This window comes from Stenotrophomonas sp. YJH_SMC_58 (assembly GCF_059369635.1).
Genome location: NZ_JCAFSW010000006.1, coordinates 11008 through 27557, shown reverse-complemented (window position 1 = coordinate 27557; position 16550 = coordinate 11008). Strand labels below are relative to the sequence as shown.

Sequence of the window (16550 nt, the reverse complement as noted above, 5' to 3'; positions counted from 1 at the left end):
ACATCCGTCACAAAGATGTGCGTACCACAACAAGCGGACAATCCCGTCACCCAATGTCTCGCCAATCGGACACTTTTGTCCGAAAATGATTCCATGACTGCCCAACGTGCCGATGCCGCCGCCCGCCGTGCCCTCATCCTCGACGCCGCCGATCATGTGTTCGGCCAACACGGTGTCACCGCCCCGCTGGACCTGGTGGTCGAACGCGCCCAGGTGGGCCGCGCCACCCTGTACCGCAACTTCCCGGACCGCACCGCGCTGATCCAGGCGCTGCTGCAGCGCACGGTCGACCGCATCCGGCGCCAGGTCGAGCAGCTCGGCGACCGCGACGACGCCCTGTTCGAGGTGTTCGAGGGCATGGCCCAGCGCATCATTGATTCGCCGGCATTGGCCGATTACTGGCGTGCGGTCGATTCGGACGTGCCGTCCATGCGCGCCGCGCGCGAGACCGTGCGCGACCTGCTGGAGGAACCGATCGCGCGCGCCAAGGCCGCCGGGCTGTGCCGTGCCGACCTGGAAAAGACGGATATTTCACTGATCTCGGGCATGCTGGGTGCGGCCCTGCGCGGCAAGACCCGCGACGAGCGCGCTCAGTTGGCCGGGCGCGCCCTGCAGCTGCTGCGTGGGGGTCTCCAGGGAGCTGCCAGCGAGGCCCGTTGATGGTCCAGCCGTATCTGAAGCCGGTTCCGGATTGGGAGGAGCACGAAAAGCCGACCATGCCCGGTTCGGCATCGATGCCCTGGCACCCGCCGTATCGGCGCGCGGCCTATGCGCTGGTATCACTGCTGGTGGCGATCACCGGCGGCCTCGGCAATGCGCTGGTCACCGCCAACCTGCCGTTCCTGCAGGGCCAGCTGGCACTGACCCCGACCCAGGGCAGCTGGCTGGTGGCGGCCTATGCCATGGTGAATGTCACCGCCAACCTGTTGGCCTTCAAGTTCCGCCAGCAGTACGGCATCCGCCTGTTCGCCGAGATCGGGCTGGGCCTGTACGCGGCCCTGGCGGTGCTGCACCTGTTCGTCGGCAGCTTCGAGACCACGATGCTGACCCGCGCCGCCAGCGGCTTCGCGGGTGCGGCCTGTTCGACACTGGGCACGCTGTACATGCTGCAGGCGCTGCCGCGCCGCTTTACCGGCAATCTGCTGGTGGTCGGCGTCGGCCTTTCGCAGCTGGCGGTGCCGATTGCCTGGATCGTGTCGCCAGGCCTGGTCGATACCGGCCAGTGGCACCAGCTCTACTCATTCGAAGCCGGGCTGGCACTGTGCGCGTTCGCGGCAGTGGTGGTGCTGAAGCTGCCGCCCGGCATCCAGGTGAAGGCCTTCGAACCGCTGGACTTCCTCACCTTTGCCCTGCTTGCACCGGCCGTCGCGCTGCTGGTGATCGTGCTGGCGCAGGGCTACACCCGCTGGTGGCTCAACACGCCGTGGCTGGGCTGGGCCCTGGTCGCCTCGATCGTGCTGTCCACCACCGCCTTCATCATCGAGCACTACCGGCGCAATCCGCTGCTGCAGACACGCTGGCTGGCCAGCCTGCCCGTACTGCATTTCATCGTCGGCGCCTTCCTGATCCGCTTCCTGACCACCGAGCAGTCCTACGGCGTGGTCAACCTGATGCGCACGCTCGGCATGGGCCCTGATCAGTTGCGGCCGCTGTTCGTGGTGATTCTTGCCGGCGTGATCACCGGTATCGCCGGCACTGCACTGACTTTCGGGCCCAAACGGCTGATCCCGCAGCTGCTGATGGCGATCCTGCTGCTGGGCGCCGCCGCGTTCTTCGACCAGCACCGCACCAGCATGGATCGGCCGCACGACTTCTACGCCAGCCAGTTCCTGGCCTCGGTCGGTGCCGGCATGTTCATGGGCCCGTTGATCATGCTCGGCATTTCCGCCGCGCTGAAACAGGGCGTGGACCACATGATCACCTTCCTGGTCACGCTGTCGATCACGCAGACGCTGGGCGGCCTGGCCGGCTCGGCGGTGCTGGGGACCTTCCAGCTGCATCGCGAGCAGCTGTATTCCAGCGCGCTGACCAGCCAGCTCGACCCAGCCGACCCGGTGGTGGCACAGCGCCTGCGCATCCAACAGCAGCTGTACGTCGCCCAGACCACCGATCCGGTGCTGCGCAGCGCGCAGGGCAGCGCGCAGTTGGCGCAGACGACGCGCCGCGAAGCCAACGTACGCGGCTTCAATGATGTGTTCACGCTGAGCGGTTGGTTGGCCATCGGCTTCCTGTGCTGGTTGCTGCTGCTGTCGCTGCGCACCGCCGTGCTCAAGCAATGGCGCAAGCGCCACCCCACTTCCCCCGCTGTGGCCACGCCGGCCGCGCCCCGCTGAGTTCTCGACCATGCCTCCCGTCCCGCCCCGACCCGACGACGCCGACAACGTGACCCCACCGCCGCCGACCGACGCGGCGCCTGCCCCTACGCCGGTAGAACCCGCGGTCGCGCCGAAGTACCTCAAGCCCAGCGCGCGCAGCGTGGTGGTGATGGTGGTGGTGGCCTTGCTGGGCATTGCGCTGATCCTGCGCGCCTGGCACCTGTGGCCGTTCACCAGCAGCGTGATGGTGACCGACAACGCCTACGTGCGCGGCCAGATCACGGTGATGGCGCCGCAGGTGAACGGCTACGTGACCGAAGTGCTGGTGAAGGACTTCCAGCACGTGAAGGAAGGCGAGCCGCTGCTGCGCATCGATGACCGCATCTATGCGCAGCGGGTCGCCCAGGCGCAGGCGACGCTGGACAGCGCACGCGCGGCCCTCGCCAACTCGGACCAGTCCCAGGCGCAGAACCGTGCGCAGATTGCCTCCGCCCGCGCCACGTTGTCGGCCGGGCAGGCGGAGCTGCAACGCTCACGCAACGAGACCAAGCGCTACGAGGAACTGGCCGCGCAGCAGCTGGTGTCGATCAACGATCGCGACAAGTTCCGCACCGCGCAGGCCTCGGCGCAGGCCAGCGTCCAGCAGTCGCAGGCGCAGATCCGCATCGCCGAGGAGACCCTGGTATCGACCCAGGTAGCGCGCAAGAGCCTGGAGGCCCAGGTGGAGAGCGCGCAGGCGCAGCTGGAACTGGCGCGCATCGATCTGGCCAACACGGTGATCCACGCGCCGCGCGACGGCCAGATCAGCGAAGCCAGCGTACGCGTGGGCCAGTACGTCGCCGCCGGTTCGCAGCTGCTGTTCCTGGTACCTGACACGCTGTGGGTGGTGGCCAACTACAAGGAAGGCCAGACCTGGGGGATGGCGATCGGCCAGCCGGCCACGTTCTCGGTGGACGCGTTCCAGGGCCAGGTGCTGCGGGGCCGCGTGCAGGAGATCGCGCCCGCCACCGGGTCGGAATTCAGCGTGCTGCGCCCGGACAACGCCAGCGGCAATTTCACCAAGGTGGTGCAGCGGCTGCCGGTGCGGATATCGATCAACAGGGATCAGAAGCTGGCAAAGCAGCTGCGGCCCGGCATGTCGGTGATCGTGCGGGTGGATACCCGTTCCAAGGCGATGGACTAGGACGCAGGCCCTGTCGCACCGTTTCCAAAATGCCGGCCAGCGGCCGGCACTACCGTTGCGTTAGCCGGCGCAGCGCGCGCAGAGGCCATGCACTTCCAGGGTCTGCGCCTGCGGCTGGAAACCCAGCTCCTTGGCGCGCTTCTCCAGCTGGGTGACGATCTCGCGGTCCTCCAGCTCCACTGCGCTGTGGCAGCTGTTGCAGATCAGGAACGGCACCGAATGCGCGGCACTGCTGGGGTGATGGCAGGCCACGAAGGCATTGACCGATTCCAGCTTGTGCACGAACCCGTTGGCCATCAGGAAGTCCAGCGCGCGGTACACGGTGGGCGGGGCATCCGCGCCCACGCCATTGCCGTTGCGCACCCATTCCAGCAGCTCGTAGGCCTTGACCGGCTTGCCGGCCTCGGCGATCAGCTTCAGCACATTGGCGCGGATCGGGGTCAGGCGCAGCCCGCGTTCGCGCGAGACGCGCTCGACCACCGCCACGAAATCCGATGCGTCGTGGACGTGGTGGTGCGGGGCGGTACAGGCAATGGCGGTCTTGGCGGGCATGCGTGTTCTCCGGTTCGGGCCTGGCAAGGATGCCTCAGGCCGTTGCTACCTTGGTGATGGCCACATCAATGCGTTTCAAGGCCTGCTCGCGGCCGGCCAGGTACACGGTATGGGAAATGTCAGGGCTGACCTGGGTGCCGGTGATGGCCACGCGCAGCGGCTGGGCGACCTTGCCCATGCCGATCTCCAGCGCTGCGGCCGCGTCATGCAGGGCCACCCCCACCGACTCGGCGGTCCATTCCGGCAGCGCGGCCAGCAGCTCGCGGGCCTTGCCCAGCGCCACCTCGGCACCGGCCTTGAAGTGCTTGGCCACCGCTGCTTCGTCGTACTCGGTCAGCGGCTGGTACCAGACCACGGCCTTCTCGGCCATTTCCTTCAGGGTCTGCACGCGTTCACGCAGGGCGATCACCACATCCTCCGGAGCCGGGCCGGCGGCCACGTCCAGCCCCAGCTTCTGCAGCTGGTAGACCAGGTGCGGCACGATCGCGGCTACGTCCTCGGTCTTCAGGAAGTGCTGGTTGACCCAGCCCAGCTTGGCCATGTCCAGGCGCGAGGCCTTGGAATTGCAGTCCTTCACGTCGAACAGGTCGATCAGTTCCTGGCGGCTGAACAGCTCCTGGTCACCGTGCGACCAGCCCAGGCGGGCCAGGTAGCTCAGCAGCGCATCGGGCAGGTAGCCGGCGTCCTTGTACTGCATCACGTCAGCCGCACCGGTGCGCTTGGACAGCTTGGCGCCCTGCTCGTCCAGGATCATCGGCATGTGGCCGAACCTGGGCACCGGCGCGCCGATGCCTTCATACAGGTTGATCTGGCGCGGGGTGTTGTTGATGTGGTCGTCGCCGCGGATGACCTCGGTGATGCCCATGTCCCAGTCGTCCACCACCACCGCGAAGTTGTAGGTGGGGTAGCCGTCCGGGCGGAAGATGACCATGTCATCCAGCTCGCTGTTGGCGATCTCGATACGGCCCTTGATCAGGTCGTCGAACACCACCGTACCTTCCAGCGGGTTCTTGAAGCGGATGACGCGGTTCGGATCATCCCTGCGCGGCAGGCCCAGCTCGCGCGCAGCGCCGTTGTAGCGCGGCTTCTCCTGCCTGGCCATGGCGGCCTCGCGCATCGCGTCAAGCTCTTCGCGGGTCTCGTATGCGTAATACGCCTTGCCGTCGGCCACCAGCTGTTCGGCCACTTCCAGGTAACGGGCGACGCGGTCGGTCTGGTAGATCGGGCCCTCGTCATAATCCAGGCCCAGCCACTCCATTGCCTCCAGGATCGCGTCGATCGCGCCTTGGGTGCTGCGTTCACGGTCGGTGTCCTCGATGCGCAGCACGAACTCGCCGCCACGGTGGCGGGCCTCCAGCCAGCAGTACAGCGCAGTGCGGGCACCACCGATGTGCAGGTAGCCGGTGGGACTGGGGGCGAAGCGGGTGCGGCAGGTCATGGACGGCTCGAGGAACGGGAATCCCCCGATTTTACCAGCCCTCCGCCCCTGACGGAAAAAGCGGACGGAGGGGATTAGGTCGCGATTGCCCAGCCTGGGGCGCTGCAACCGGGAAACGGAGGGGAGAAACGACTTAATCCCCTCCGTCCCCTTTTACGGTTCCACCTTGCGCGGGAACGGCTGCTCGCGCATCGCGGCGTTGTAGGCGAACGAGGCGACGATGGCTGCGGCCTGCTTCAGGTCCTCCGGTTCGGCGTGGTCCCAGGTGTCCAGGTGGCTGTGGTGGACATTGGTGAAGTAGTCCAGCCGGTCCTGGATGAACTGGAAGCCCGGCAGGCCGATGCGGTCGAAGCTGATGTGGTCGGTGCTGCCGGTGTTGCGGGTGGCCACGGTGGTGGCACCCACGTCATGGAACGGCGCCAGCCAGGCTTCGAAGATCGGCATCGCCGCCAGGTTTTCCTGCGCATAGATGCCGCGGAAGCGGCCCGAGCCGTTGTCCATGTTGAAGTAGACCTGGAACTTGCCGTAATCACGGGTCTTCTGCAGCGCGCCGGTGGGCTCGCGCAGCGAGGCCGGCAGCGCCTTCTGCGCCGGGTCGGTGGGTTCCGGGAAACGACCGAAGTGCTTGGCCACATAGGCCTGCGAGCCGATCAGGCCCTGTTCCTCGCCGCTCCACAGCGCCACGCGGATGGTGCGCCTGGGCTTGGCGCCGGTCGCCTTGAGGATGCGCATCGCCTCCATCATCACCGCCACGCCAGCCGCGTTGTCGGCCGCACCGGTACCGCTGTGCCAGGAATCCAGGTGCGCGCCGATCATCACCACTTCATCGGGCTTGCTGCTGCCACGGATCTCGGCCAGCGTGTTGTAACCGGGCTGGTCGGCCTCATCGGTGAAGCGTGCTGCCACATCCACGCGCAGGCGCACCGTCTGCTTGGCCTCCAGCGCGCGCACCAGCGGATTGAAGTGCTCGCTGATCATCGCCAGCTCGGGGATGCCCACCGACTCGCCGGCCTTGCGCGAACCACCACCGGCAACCCGGATGATGCCGTTGTCCCAGCTGCTGATGCTGATCGAGGCCAGCGCGCCCTCTTCCACGAAGAACGCATTGACCTTGGTCGCCAGCTGCTGGCGTTCCTGGTACTCCTTGACCCGCTTGGCACGCTCGGCGGTGGCGTCCTTGTCCTTGGGCAGGGTGAACTCCTGCAGGCCTTCCAGCGAGGTGGCGTCGTGGCGATGCGAATCCGCCTCGGTGCCGCGCTTGTACTCGCGCGCCTCGCCCAGCAGCAGGATCTTGCCGCGCAGCTTGCCGCGGTACTTCTCGATGTCTTCGGGCTTCTTGATCTCGACCTGGACCAGCTCGCCTTCAACCGGCCCCTTGGTGCCCGGCGTCCAGGCCTTGGGCAGTGCATGCAGCGGCTGCACGCGGTCGCCCAGCATCTCCACGCTCGCCGAAGTGAACTCCCAGCCGCGCCCGAAGTCGTCGAAGGCCTCGTCGTGGACGTTGTCCAGCTTCCATTCGTTGAACTTGCCGCGGGTCCAGGCGTTGGCGCGACCCATGGCCGGCGAGTTGGTCAGGCGCGGGCCGATGCGCTCGGTGAGATAGCTGAAGGTGTCCATCACCTGCGAACGGTGGAAGGCCTCCTGGCGGATGCGGCTGACCATGTCCAGGTCCACCGTCTCGCGCTGCTGCGCTCCTGCGTTGCCACCCATCGCCAGCGCTGCGGCCAGCATGCCCCACTTCAACACATCGCACCCCTGCCCTTCGGCTCGATCATCAACTCGTCGAGTCTAGCCAGCGGGGGCGCGGGGATACCGTCCCATCGGTCATGGGCGGGAGCGTGCGAACCAAGGTTCGCACCCACAACAGTAGATCCACGCCATGCGTGGATGAACAGCCCAATCACCCGCTCCATCCCAACCACAACTGTGCCCGTTCCGGCAGCAGCAGCAACCAGTGCCGCCGGTCGATGCTGCTGCAGCCGTACACCGCCGCGTGTGCCGGCCAGTCATCCGGAAGGCCACCGATACCGATCTCGGCCAGCGCCTCCGCCCCGGCCTTCCATGGCCGGTAGCGCGGCACCCGGCCAGCCACCGCGCCGCGTCCCTGCCGCGCGCCCTGCAGCCAGCGCAATCCCTGCCCCTGCAATCCTTCGCAGGTCACCGCCGCCAGCTGGAAGCGGACCAGGCCGGGGGCGATCCGCGCCCCCGGCAGGGCCGCCAGCACGCCATGTGCCTGCAGCAGTGCATCCACTTCCAGCAGGGCCGGAATGCCCTGCCGTGCCCGTTGCCGCAATCCCTGGCGCCAGCCCATGGCCTGCTCCTTACTTCAGTTCCGCGCCGAGCGCGTACCAGTCGACCCGGCGGGTCACCCACATCGCCAGCGCCAGGATCACGAACAGCAGCAGCGAACCCATCAGCAGCGCGTTGTTCTCCGACACCAGCAGGCCATACAGCGCGCCGTACAGCACGGTCAGCAGCGCAGCAAAGCCGAGGCCGCGCTTCCAGTGGCCCAGCACATTGGCCAGGTACACCGCCTGCAGGCCGATACAGGCCACGGCCGATACCAGGTAGGCCTTCCAGAACGCGATGTGCTCGGACAGGCTGATCAGCAGCAGGAAGAAGATCGCCAGCGCCAGGCCCACCATCAGGTACTGCAACGGGTGGATGCGCAGCGACTTGATCAGCTCGAACAGGATGAAGCCGACGAAGGTGAGCAGCACGAACAGCACGCCGTATTTCGAGGCACGGTCGGCCTGGGTGTAGGTATCGACCGGATCGACCAGCGACACCGTCACCGCCTGCGATTCGACCGCACCATCATTGCGCAGCTGGCGCTGGGCATCGGAGGCCAGCGAGGACACCGCCCAGCGTGCATCGAAGCCCTGCGCATCAACGCGGCGTTCGTTGGGCAGGAACGCGCCGCTGAACGACGGATGCGGCCAGCTCGAACGCAGCGCGATGTGGGTGTCATCGCCCAACGGCACCACCGACAGCATGCGGCTGCCATCCAGGCGCAGCTCCAGTTCAACCGTGCTGGCAGCCAGCGTGCCGCCCTGATCCGCAGCGAAGCCGGCCACCGGTGCATGCAGGCCGCGCCCCACCTCGCTGGCAGCGCCAACGCCCGGCAGCAACCGCAGCTGCTTGCCATCCACGCGCAGGTTCGGCGTACCGACCAGGCCACGCACATCGGATACACCAACCGCGACATACGGCTGGCCGTAACTGCGGCCGGCCTTCACCGGATAGTCGTCTGCGGCGAAGGTCGCCTTCATCTGGCCGTTCCAGCTGTACACCGGTACCTTGAACAGGCCCACTTCGCGCTGGCTCGGCAGCATCTCGCCGCCCACCTCCAGCGACGCCGGCATCTGCAGCCAGTGCCCCTCGGTGACCTGCATCTCGGTCTTCTTGACGCCCAGCGGGTCGACCAGTTCAACCTGCTTGCGTTCCACCCATGGCACCACCCGCACCGGGCCCACCAGCTGCTGTGCACCGGCGCGGCTGTCGGCCACCCGCGAGAACGCCTCGTCGCGGTATGCGCTGCGTTCGTTGATGACCCCGCGGATCATGGTCAGCGGCACCAGCAGCAGCAGGATCAGCCCGCCGACAATGGCGAACCTCAGCAGCATCTTCAGGGATTTCATGGTCCATCCTCGTTGGAGAGGGCTGCAGGATGGACCGCTGGGGTGAGCAGGGTTTGTGGCGAATTTGAAGCGAGTGTGAAGTCAGCGGCGTAGACGCTGGCCCGCTACACCCAACGGCAGCCACAGGCTCGCCACGGTGCCACCACCGTCGCGGGCGTCGAGGCTGGCACGGCCGTCATGCAGGCGCGCGACTTCCTGCACGAATGGCAGGCCCAGGCCGGAACTGCGCCGCCCGCTGCCGGGCCGCGCCAGCGAATAGAAGCGCTCGAACACCCGTTCGCGCGCATAGTCCGGGATGCCGGCGCCGCGGTCGGCCACCTGCAGGCGCACGCCCTGCCCGTCCACCTCGGCCTGCAGCGCGATCTCCGCGCCGGACGGCGAGAAGGCAATCGCGTTGTCGATCAGGTTGTGCAGCGCCTGCCGCAGCAGGTAGCCGTCGCCCTGCACCCGCAGGTCGGGCACGCTGCCGATGTGGACCCGCACACCGGCCGCCTGCGCGCGCACCTGCGCGGCCGCGGCCGCATCGGCCAGCAATGCCTGCAGCGCGATCGGATCGCGGGTCTGCAGCCAGCCGTGCTGTTCCACTTCGGCCAGCGCCAGCAGCTTGTCGATGGTCTCGGTCAGCCGTTCCTGCTGATCGACAATGCTGCGCGCGAAATGCACGCGGTCCGCTTCGGGCAGCGGCTCCTGCAGCAGTTCGGCGGCACCGCGGATCGCCGCCAGCGGGCTCTTCATCTCGTGCGTCAGCGACTGCACGTACTGCTCGACGTAGGCCTTGCCTTCGAGCTTGCGGCGCATCGTTTCCAGCGCCTGGCCGAGATCGCCGATCTCGTCGCGACGGCGCCGTGGTGGTGGCACCGGTTCGCCCGCGCTGACCGCGCGTGCATAGCGGCTGAGCTGGCCGAGGCCAGTGGTCAGCCACATCGTCACCAGCACGCCGACCAGCGCCGACAATCCGATGAGCCAGGCACCGCGCTCGATGATGGCGCGCTGGCTGGCGGCGATGAACGGATCGATGCTGCGGTTGGGCTGGGCCAGGCTGAGCACGCCGATCAGGGTGCGGCCATCGGCCGGGTCGTATACCGGCGCCGCCACATGCATCACCGTATCGCCTTCCTCGCCCGGAATCTCGGGGCTGGAACGGGCACCGTATTCGCCACGCAGGGTGCGGTAGACATCATTCCAGCGCGAATTGTCGCGGCCAAGGTCACGGCCCAGCGAGTCGTAGATGACGATGCCCTTGGCATCGGTGATGGTCACCCGGTAATCCAGCGAGCGCTTCGGGAACCGCCAGACCATTGCCTTCAGGTCGCGCTGCCGTGCCTTGGCCAGGTTGCGGGTGAAACTGCCGCTGCGGATGGTGCCGTCCTTGACGTCGGCGGCGGCCATCTCGGCCAGCACGTTGGCCGCATCGACCAGGGTCGATTCCATCGCCTGGCGCACACCCGGCTTCACTTCGTTGACGAACACGCGCATCACGAAGAAGGCCGCGATGCCGGTGATCAGGAAGAAGCCCAGGAACAGCTTCAGCACCAGGCGCATCGGCTAGACCTCCAGCGCGTAGCCAAGGCCACGGTGGGTGCGGATCGGGTCGTCGCTGGCACCGGCCGCGCGCAGCTTGGCACGCAGCGTCTTTACATGGGTATCGACGGTGCGGTCGGCACTGTCGGCGCTGCTGTCCCAGCCACGGTCCATCAGCTGGGCACGGCTGAGGATGGCACCGGGTCGCTGCAGCAGCGCCTCCAGCAGCGCGTACTCGTAGCGGGTCAGGTCCAGTGCCTGGCCACGGAAGCGGATGCGCCGGCCTTCGCGGTCGATGGCGAACGCGCCATGTTCCTGCCAGCCTGCATCGGCGCTGGGCGCTGCGATGACCGGCGCCGCACGGCGCAGGCGCGCACGCACCCGCGCCACCAGCTCGCGCGGCGAGAACGGCTTGGTCATGTAGTCGTCGGCGCCCAGTTCCAGGCCGAGCACCCGGTCCACTTCATCGTTGCGGGCGGTCAGGAAGATCACCGGCAGCTGCGCCGTCGGCCCGGGCTGCGCGCGCAGCCGCCGGCAGACCTCGAATCCGCCCAGGTCGGGCAGGCCCACGTCCAGCACCACCACGTCGATATCCCCGGCCTGCAGCCGCTGCAGCGCCTCCCCGCCCAGCAGGCAGTGGCTGGCGGCATAGCCCTCGCTGCGCAGCGCATAGAGCACGGTTTCGGCGATGGCGGCTTCGTCCTCGACTACCAGGACATGGGCAACGGGAGCTGTCATGGCGCGCAGCATAGCCGCTGCGGCCGCCGCCCCGTACACTGCCGGCCATGAACTATCGCCACGCCTTCCATGCCGGCAACCACGCCGATGTGCTCAAGCACATCGTGCAGCTGGCCCTGATCGACAGCTTCAAGCGCAAGGACAGTCCGTTCTTCGTACTCGACACCCACGGCGGCGCTGGCCGCTACCTGCTGGCCAGCGAAGAGAGCCGCAAGACCCTGGAGGCCGAATCCGGGATCATGCGGCTGATGGCCCAGCCCAAGCTGCCGGAGGTGGTCGAGCGCTACCTGAAGGCGGTCCAGGCCGACAACCCGGTGGGAGCGCTGACCAACTACCCGGGCTCGCCGCTGCTGAGCGCACAGGCGATGCGTGCCCAGGACCGCATGGCGGTCTGCGAGCTGCAGGAAGCCGAAACGGCCACGCTGAAGGCCCTGTTTGCCCATGACAGCCGCGTCGATGTGCGCGCTGGCGATGGCTATGCCCTGCTGCGCTCGCTGCTGCCGCCGAAGTTCAACGGCAGCAAGATCGGTCGTGGCCTGGTGCTGATCGATCCGCCGTACGAGGCGCAGGACGCCGAATACCAGAACATCCTGGCTGCCCTGGCCGAGACCCTGGCACGCTGGCCGCAGGCCACCTGTGCGGTCTGGTTCCCGATCAAGCAGCGCCGCACCATCCTGCATTTCCTGCGCAAGGCCACTGCCCTGCCGGTCAAGTCGGCGATGACGATCGAGTTCCTGGTGCGCCCGGACGACTCGCCGCTGCGCCTCAACGGCAGCGGCATGCTGCTGCTCAACCCGCCGTGGCAGTTCGACCGGGTGGTCGGCCCGGCCCTGCCGGCGCTGCGCCAGCACCTGGGCGAACCGGGGGCCAGCACCCGCCTGGATTGGCTCAAAGCCCCCGAATAACGGCCTTCACGAGGCTGTACCGCCGTGAGCCTTTCGTTCACGGAATGCAGCCCCGGTGATGCCACAATCGATGGACCACCAAGGAATCACCCGGTATGGCCACTCGCAACCGCATGCCGCCCTGGCATGAGATCTTCAAGGCTCCCAGCGGCCACGAGCTGCTGATCCGCCCCATCCGCCCGGAAGATGGCGCACCGCTGCAAGCGGCGTTCAGCCTGTTCGGGCCGGAAGAAATCCGTGATCGTTTCCTGCAGGCGGTGACCGAGCTGTCACCGGAAACCACCCAGCGCCTGACCCACCCCAATCCCAAGACCGAGATCACCCTGGTCGCAGCCGAATCCCTGCCCGCTGGCGAAGCGGTGGTCGGCGCGGTCGCCCGGGCCTCGATCATCCCCGGTACCCGTGAAGCCGAGTACGCGATCCTGATCAGCCGCTTCCTCATTGGCCAGGGCCTGGGCCGGCAGCTGATGCGCAAGCTGGTGAAGTGGGGCCGCGGCAAGTACCTCGACCGCCTGTACGGCGACGTTGCCGCCGAGAACGAGCCGATGAAGCAGCTGGCCGCCTCGCTGGGCTTCAAGCCGGTGCCGCACCCGACCGGTGCCGAAGGCCTGGTGCGGATGGTGCTGGAGCTGGACAACTGACGGATGCGCCGGGCCCTGCCCGGCCATGCCTCCCGGTAGTGCCGGCCGCTGGCCGGCATTGTGTTCCCCCAACGGCTCGTGAGGCTGCCGGCAAACGGCCGGCACGACCCACCGGGCTTCGATCGGGCTTCTGCTAAAATCCGGGGTCCATGTCGCGTACCTCATACCCCGCCCCGCCGCTGCCGCGCGCCGGCCAGCTCCGCGCCTGGTGGCGCGCCCCCGCCTCGCCGACCGCCCTGGCCTGGTACCTGGCCCAGGCCGCGCGTGCGCATGACGCCCCGCTGCTGGTGATCGCCCGTGACAACCACGGTGCCAACCAGCTCGAAGCCGACCTGCAGACCCTGCTTGGCGGTGACCCGGCCCTGCCGGTGGTCGCCTTCCCGGACTGGGAAACCCTGCCCTACGACCGCTTCAGCCCGCATCCGGACATCATCTCGCAGCGCTTGTCCGCCCTGCACCGCCTGCCGGCGCTGAAGCGCGGCCTGGTGATCGTGCCGGTGCAGACCCTGCTGCAGCAGCTGGCCCCGCGCAGCTACGTGATCGGTGGCAGCTTCGACCTGAAGGTCGGCCAGCGCTTGGACCTGGACGCCGAGAGGCGGCGCCTGGAAAGCGCCGGCTACCGCAACGTGCCGCAGGTGATGGACCCGGGTGACTTCGCCGTGCGCGGTGGCCTGCTCGACGTGTTCCCGATGGGGGCCGACGAGCCCCTGCGGATCGAGCTGCTGGACGAGGACATCGACTCGATCCGCGCCTTCGACCCGGAAACCCAGCGCTCGCTGGACAAGGTCGACGCCGTGCACATGCTGCCCGGCCGCGAAGTGCCGATGGACGAGGCCAGCATCGCCCGCGTGCTGGCCACGCTGCGCGAGCGCTTCGACGTGGACACCCGGCGCAGTTCGCTGTACCAGGATCTGAAGTCCGGGCTGGCCCCGGCCGGCGTCGAGTACTACCTGCCGCTGTTCTTCGAACGCACCGCGACCCTGTTCGACTACCTGCCCGACGGCAGCCTGCCGGTGGTCTGTGCCGGTGCGTATGAAGCGTCCGTCGCGTTCTGGGCGCAGACCGCGGACCGCTATGAGCAGCGCCGCCATGATGTGGAGCGCCCGCTGCTGCCGCCTTCGGCGTTGTACCTGTCGCCGGAGCTGCTGCGCGAGCGCCTGAACGATGCCCCGCGCATCGAGGTGTGGTCGGCTGACCACGCGCGCATCGCCGATGCCCATGCGCTGGGTGACCAGCCGCTGCCGCCGCTGCCGGTGGCCGCGCGCGAGGCCCCCGCTGGCGACGCGCTGAAATCCTTCCTCGGCCACTATCCGGGCCGGGTACTGATCGCCGCCGATTCGCCCGGACGTCGCGAGGCCCTGCTGGAAGTGCTGCAGGCCGCCGAGCTGAAGCCGCCGGTGGTGGCCGACCTGCCCAGCTTCCTCGCCGACGATGCGCGCTTCGCGATCGCGGTGGCACCGCTGGAAGATGGCTTCGCACTGGACGATCCGCGCATCGCGGTGCTGACCGAGCGCCAGCTGTTCCCCGAGCGCGCCGGCAGCACCCGCCGCACGCGCCGTGCCGGCCGCGAGCCGGAAGCGATCATCCGCGACCTCGGCGAACTGACCGAGGGTGCACCGATCGTGCACGAGGACCATGGTGTCGGCCGCTACCGTGGCCTGATCGCGATGGACGTCGGCGGCATGCCCGGCGAGTTCCTTGAAATCGAATACGCCAAGGGCGACCGCCTGTATGTGCCGGTCGCCCAGCTGCACCTCATCAGCCGCTACTCCGGCGCTTCAGCGGAAACCGCGCCGCTGCATTCGCTCGGTGGCGAGCAGTGGAGCAAGGCCAAGCGCAAGGCCGCCGAAAAGGTGCGCGACGTCGCTGCCGAACTGCTGGAGATCCAGGCCCGTCGCCAGGCGCGTGCCGGCCTGGCACTGCAGGTGGACCGTGCGATGTACGAGCCGTTCGCAGCCGGATTCCCGTTCGAGGAAACCCCCGATCAGCTGGCCGCCATCGACGCCACCCTGCGCGACCTCGCCAGCAGCCAGCCGATGGACCGTGTGGTCTGCGGCGACGTCGGCTTCGGCAAGACCGAGGTGGCGGTGCGTGCGGCATTCGCCGCCGCCAGTGCCGGCAAGCAGGTGGCCGTGCTGGTGCCGACTACGCTGCTGGCCGAACAGCATTACCGCAACTTCCGCGACCGCTTCGCCGATTACCCGCTGAAGGTCGAGGTGCTGTCGCGCTTCAAGAGCACCAAGGAGATCAAGGCCGAGCTGGAAAAGGTCGCTGCCGGCACCATCGACGTCATCGTCGGCACCCATCGCCTGCTGCAGCCCGACGTGAAGTTCAAGGACCTGGGCATGGTCATCGTCGACGAAGAGCAGCGTTTCGGCGTGCGTCAGAAGGAAGCCCTGAAGGCGCTGCGCGCCAACGTGCACCTGCTGACCCTGACCGCCACGCCGATCCCGCGCACCTTGAACATGGCCATGGCCGGCCTGCGCGACCTGTCGATCATCGCCACGCCGCCGCCGAACCGGCTGGCGGTGCAGACCTTCATCACCCAGTGGGACAACGCGCTGCTGCGCGAAGCCTTCCAGCGCGAGCTGGCACGTGGCGGCCAGCTGTACTTCCTGCACAACGACGTGGAAAGCATCGGCCGCATGCAGCGCGAGCTGTCCGAGCTGGTGCCGGAAGCGCGCATCGGCATCGCCCACGGGCAGATGCCCGAGCGCGAGCTGGAAAAGGTGATGCTGGACTTCCAGAAGCAGCGCTTCAACGTGCTGCTGTCGACCACGATCATCGAATCGGGCATCGACATCCCCAACGCCAACACCATCATCATCAACCGCGCCGACCGCTTCGGCCTGGCCCAGCTGCACCAGCTGCGTGGCCGCGTGGGCCGTTCGCACCACCGTGCCTACGCCTACCTGATCACCCCCGACCGCCGCGCGATCACCCCCGACGCTGAGAAGCGCCTGGAAGCGATCGCCTCGATGGACGAGTTGGGCGCCGGCTTCACCCTGGCCACGCACGATCTGGAGATCCGCGGTGCCGGCGAACTGCTCGGCGAGGACCAGAGCGGGCAGATGGCCGAGGTCGGCTTCAGCCTGTACACCGAGCTGCTGGAGCGCGCGGTACGCAGCATCAAGCAGGGCAAGCTGCCCGACCTGGATGCCGGCGAGGAAGTGCGTGGTGCCGAGGTCGAGCTGCATGTGCCGGCACTGATCCCGGAAGACTACCTGCCGGACGTGCATACCCGCCTGACCCTGTACAAGCGTATTTCCAGCGCGCGCGACAGCGATGCGCTGCGCGAACTGCAGGTGGAGATGATCGATCGCTTCGGCCTGCTGCCGGATGCGGCCAAGCACCTGTTCGCCATCGCCGAGCTGAAGCTGAAGGCCAATACGCTGGGCATCCGCAAGCTGGACCTGGGCGAAAACGGTGGCCGCATCGTGTTCGAGTCCAAGCCGAACATCGATCCGATGGCGGTGATCCAGCTGATCCAGAAACAGCCAAACCTCTATGCCATGGAAGGGCCCGACAAGCTTCGCATCAAGCATCCGCTGCCGTTGCCGGAGGACCGCTTCAACGCGGCCCGCGCCCTTCTGACCACCCTCGCCCCGGGTTGATC

At 67.8% G+C, this 16550-nt stretch carries 13 protein-coding genes; 6 read left to right on the top strand and 7 right to left on the bottom strand.

The genetic code is table 11. The annotated features are described in order from the left end of the window. Positions 1–93: 93 nt before the first annotated feature. From AC5P68_RS09720 to AC5P68_RS09710, 3 genes are read left to right on the top strand one after another with little or no spacing between them, the layout of a single operon-like run. Positions 94–660, top strand: coding sequence for a TetR/AcrR family transcriptional regulator (locus AC5P68_RS09720; RefSeq protein WP_019659167.1), 567 nt, complete (start codon positions 94–96; stop codon positions 658–660). After that, positions 660–2333, top strand: a complete 1674-nt coding sequence (locus tag AC5P68_RS09715; protein ID WP_049456694.1) for an MFS transporter — start codon at positions 660–662, stop codon at positions 2331–2333. The genes AC5P68_RS09720 and AC5P68_RS09715 overlap by 1 nt, the downstream gene beginning before the upstream one ends. 10 nt (positions 2334–2343) lie before the next feature. After that, entirely contained in the window at positions 2344–3498 is a 1155-nt protein-coding gene (locus AC5P68_RS09710; protein WP_049403564.1) for an HlyD family secretion protein, read from the top strand. A gap of 60 nt (positions 3499–3558) precedes the next feature. Here AC5P68_RS09710 and AC5P68_RS09705 read toward each other — a convergent pair whose 3' ends face one another. From AC5P68_RS09705 to creB, 7 genes are all read right to left on the bottom strand, one after another. Further along, a complete protein-coding gene (locus AC5P68_RS09705) occupies positions 3559–4050 on the bottom strand; it encodes a transcriptional repressor (RefSeq protein ID WP_495216593.1) in 492 nt (163 codons plus the stop codon). 34 nt (positions 4051–4084) lie between these two features. Beyond that, the gene (gene gltX, locus AC5P68_RS09700; RefSeq protein WP_049403562.1) at positions 4085–5488 is read right to left on the bottom strand and encodes a glutamate--tRNA ligase; all 1404 of its coding nucleotides are present in this window, start codon (positions 5486–5488) and stop codon (positions 4085–4087) included. 153 nt (positions 5489–5641) lie between these two features. Then, the gene (locus tag AC5P68_RS09695; RefSeq protein ID WP_049397508.1) at positions 5642–7219 is read right to left on the bottom strand and encodes a M20/M25/M40 family metallo-hydrolase; all 1578 of its coding nucleotides are present in this window, start codon (positions 7217–7219) and stop codon (positions 5642–5644) included. Between the two features lie 169 nt (positions 7220–7388). Beyond that, the gene (locus AC5P68_RS09690) at positions 7389–7799 is read right to left on the bottom strand and encodes a hypothetical protein (RefSeq protein ID WP_012479575.1); all 411 of its coding nucleotides are present in this window, start codon (positions 7797–7799) and stop codon (positions 7389–7391) included. Between the two features lie 10 nt (positions 7800–7809). Beyond that, on the bottom strand, positions 7810–9129 hold the full coding sequence (gene creD, locus AC5P68_RS09685) for a cell envelope integrity protein CreD (protein WP_049404793.1): 1320 nt from the start codon (positions 9127–9129) through the stop codon (positions 7810–7812). Positions 9130–9210: 81 nt separating this feature from the next. Beyond that, positions 9211–10671 carry a two-component system sensor histidine kinase CreC gene (gene creC, locus AC5P68_RS09680; protein WP_049404790.1) on the bottom strand — a complete coding sequence of 487 codons (1461 nt, stop codon included), beginning with the start codon at positions 10669–10671 and terminating at the stop codon, positions 9211–9213. A 3-nt stretch (positions 10672–10674) separates the two neighbouring features. Continuing rightward, entirely contained in the window at positions 10675–11400 is a 726-nt protein-coding gene (gene creB / locus AC5P68_RS09675) for a two-component system response regulator CreB (protein ID WP_080356484.1), read from the bottom strand. A gap of 35 nt (positions 11401–11435) precedes the next feature. Here creB and AC5P68_RS09670 point away from each other — a divergent pair, with 35 nt between their 5' ends. From AC5P68_RS09670 to mfd, 3 genes are all read left to right on the top strand, one after another. Beyond that, on the top strand, positions 11436–12293 hold the full coding sequence (locus tag AC5P68_RS09670) for a 23S rRNA (adenine(2030)-N(6))-methyltransferase RlmJ (protein WP_005408683.1): 858 nt from the start codon (positions 11436–11438) through the stop codon (positions 12291–12293). A gap of 95 nt (positions 12294–12388) precedes the next feature. Then, positions 12389–12934, top strand: coding sequence for a GNAT family N-acetyltransferase (locus AC5P68_RS09665; protein WP_004150340.1), 546 nt, complete (start codon positions 12389–12391; stop codon positions 12932–12934). Between the two features lie 149 nt (positions 12935–13083). After that, entirely contained in the window at positions 13084–16548 is a 3465-nt protein-coding gene (mfd, locus tag AC5P68_RS09660; protein WP_033835530.1) for a transcription-repair coupling factor, read from the top strand. The last annotated feature ends 2 nt before the right edge of the window (positions 16549–16550 follow it).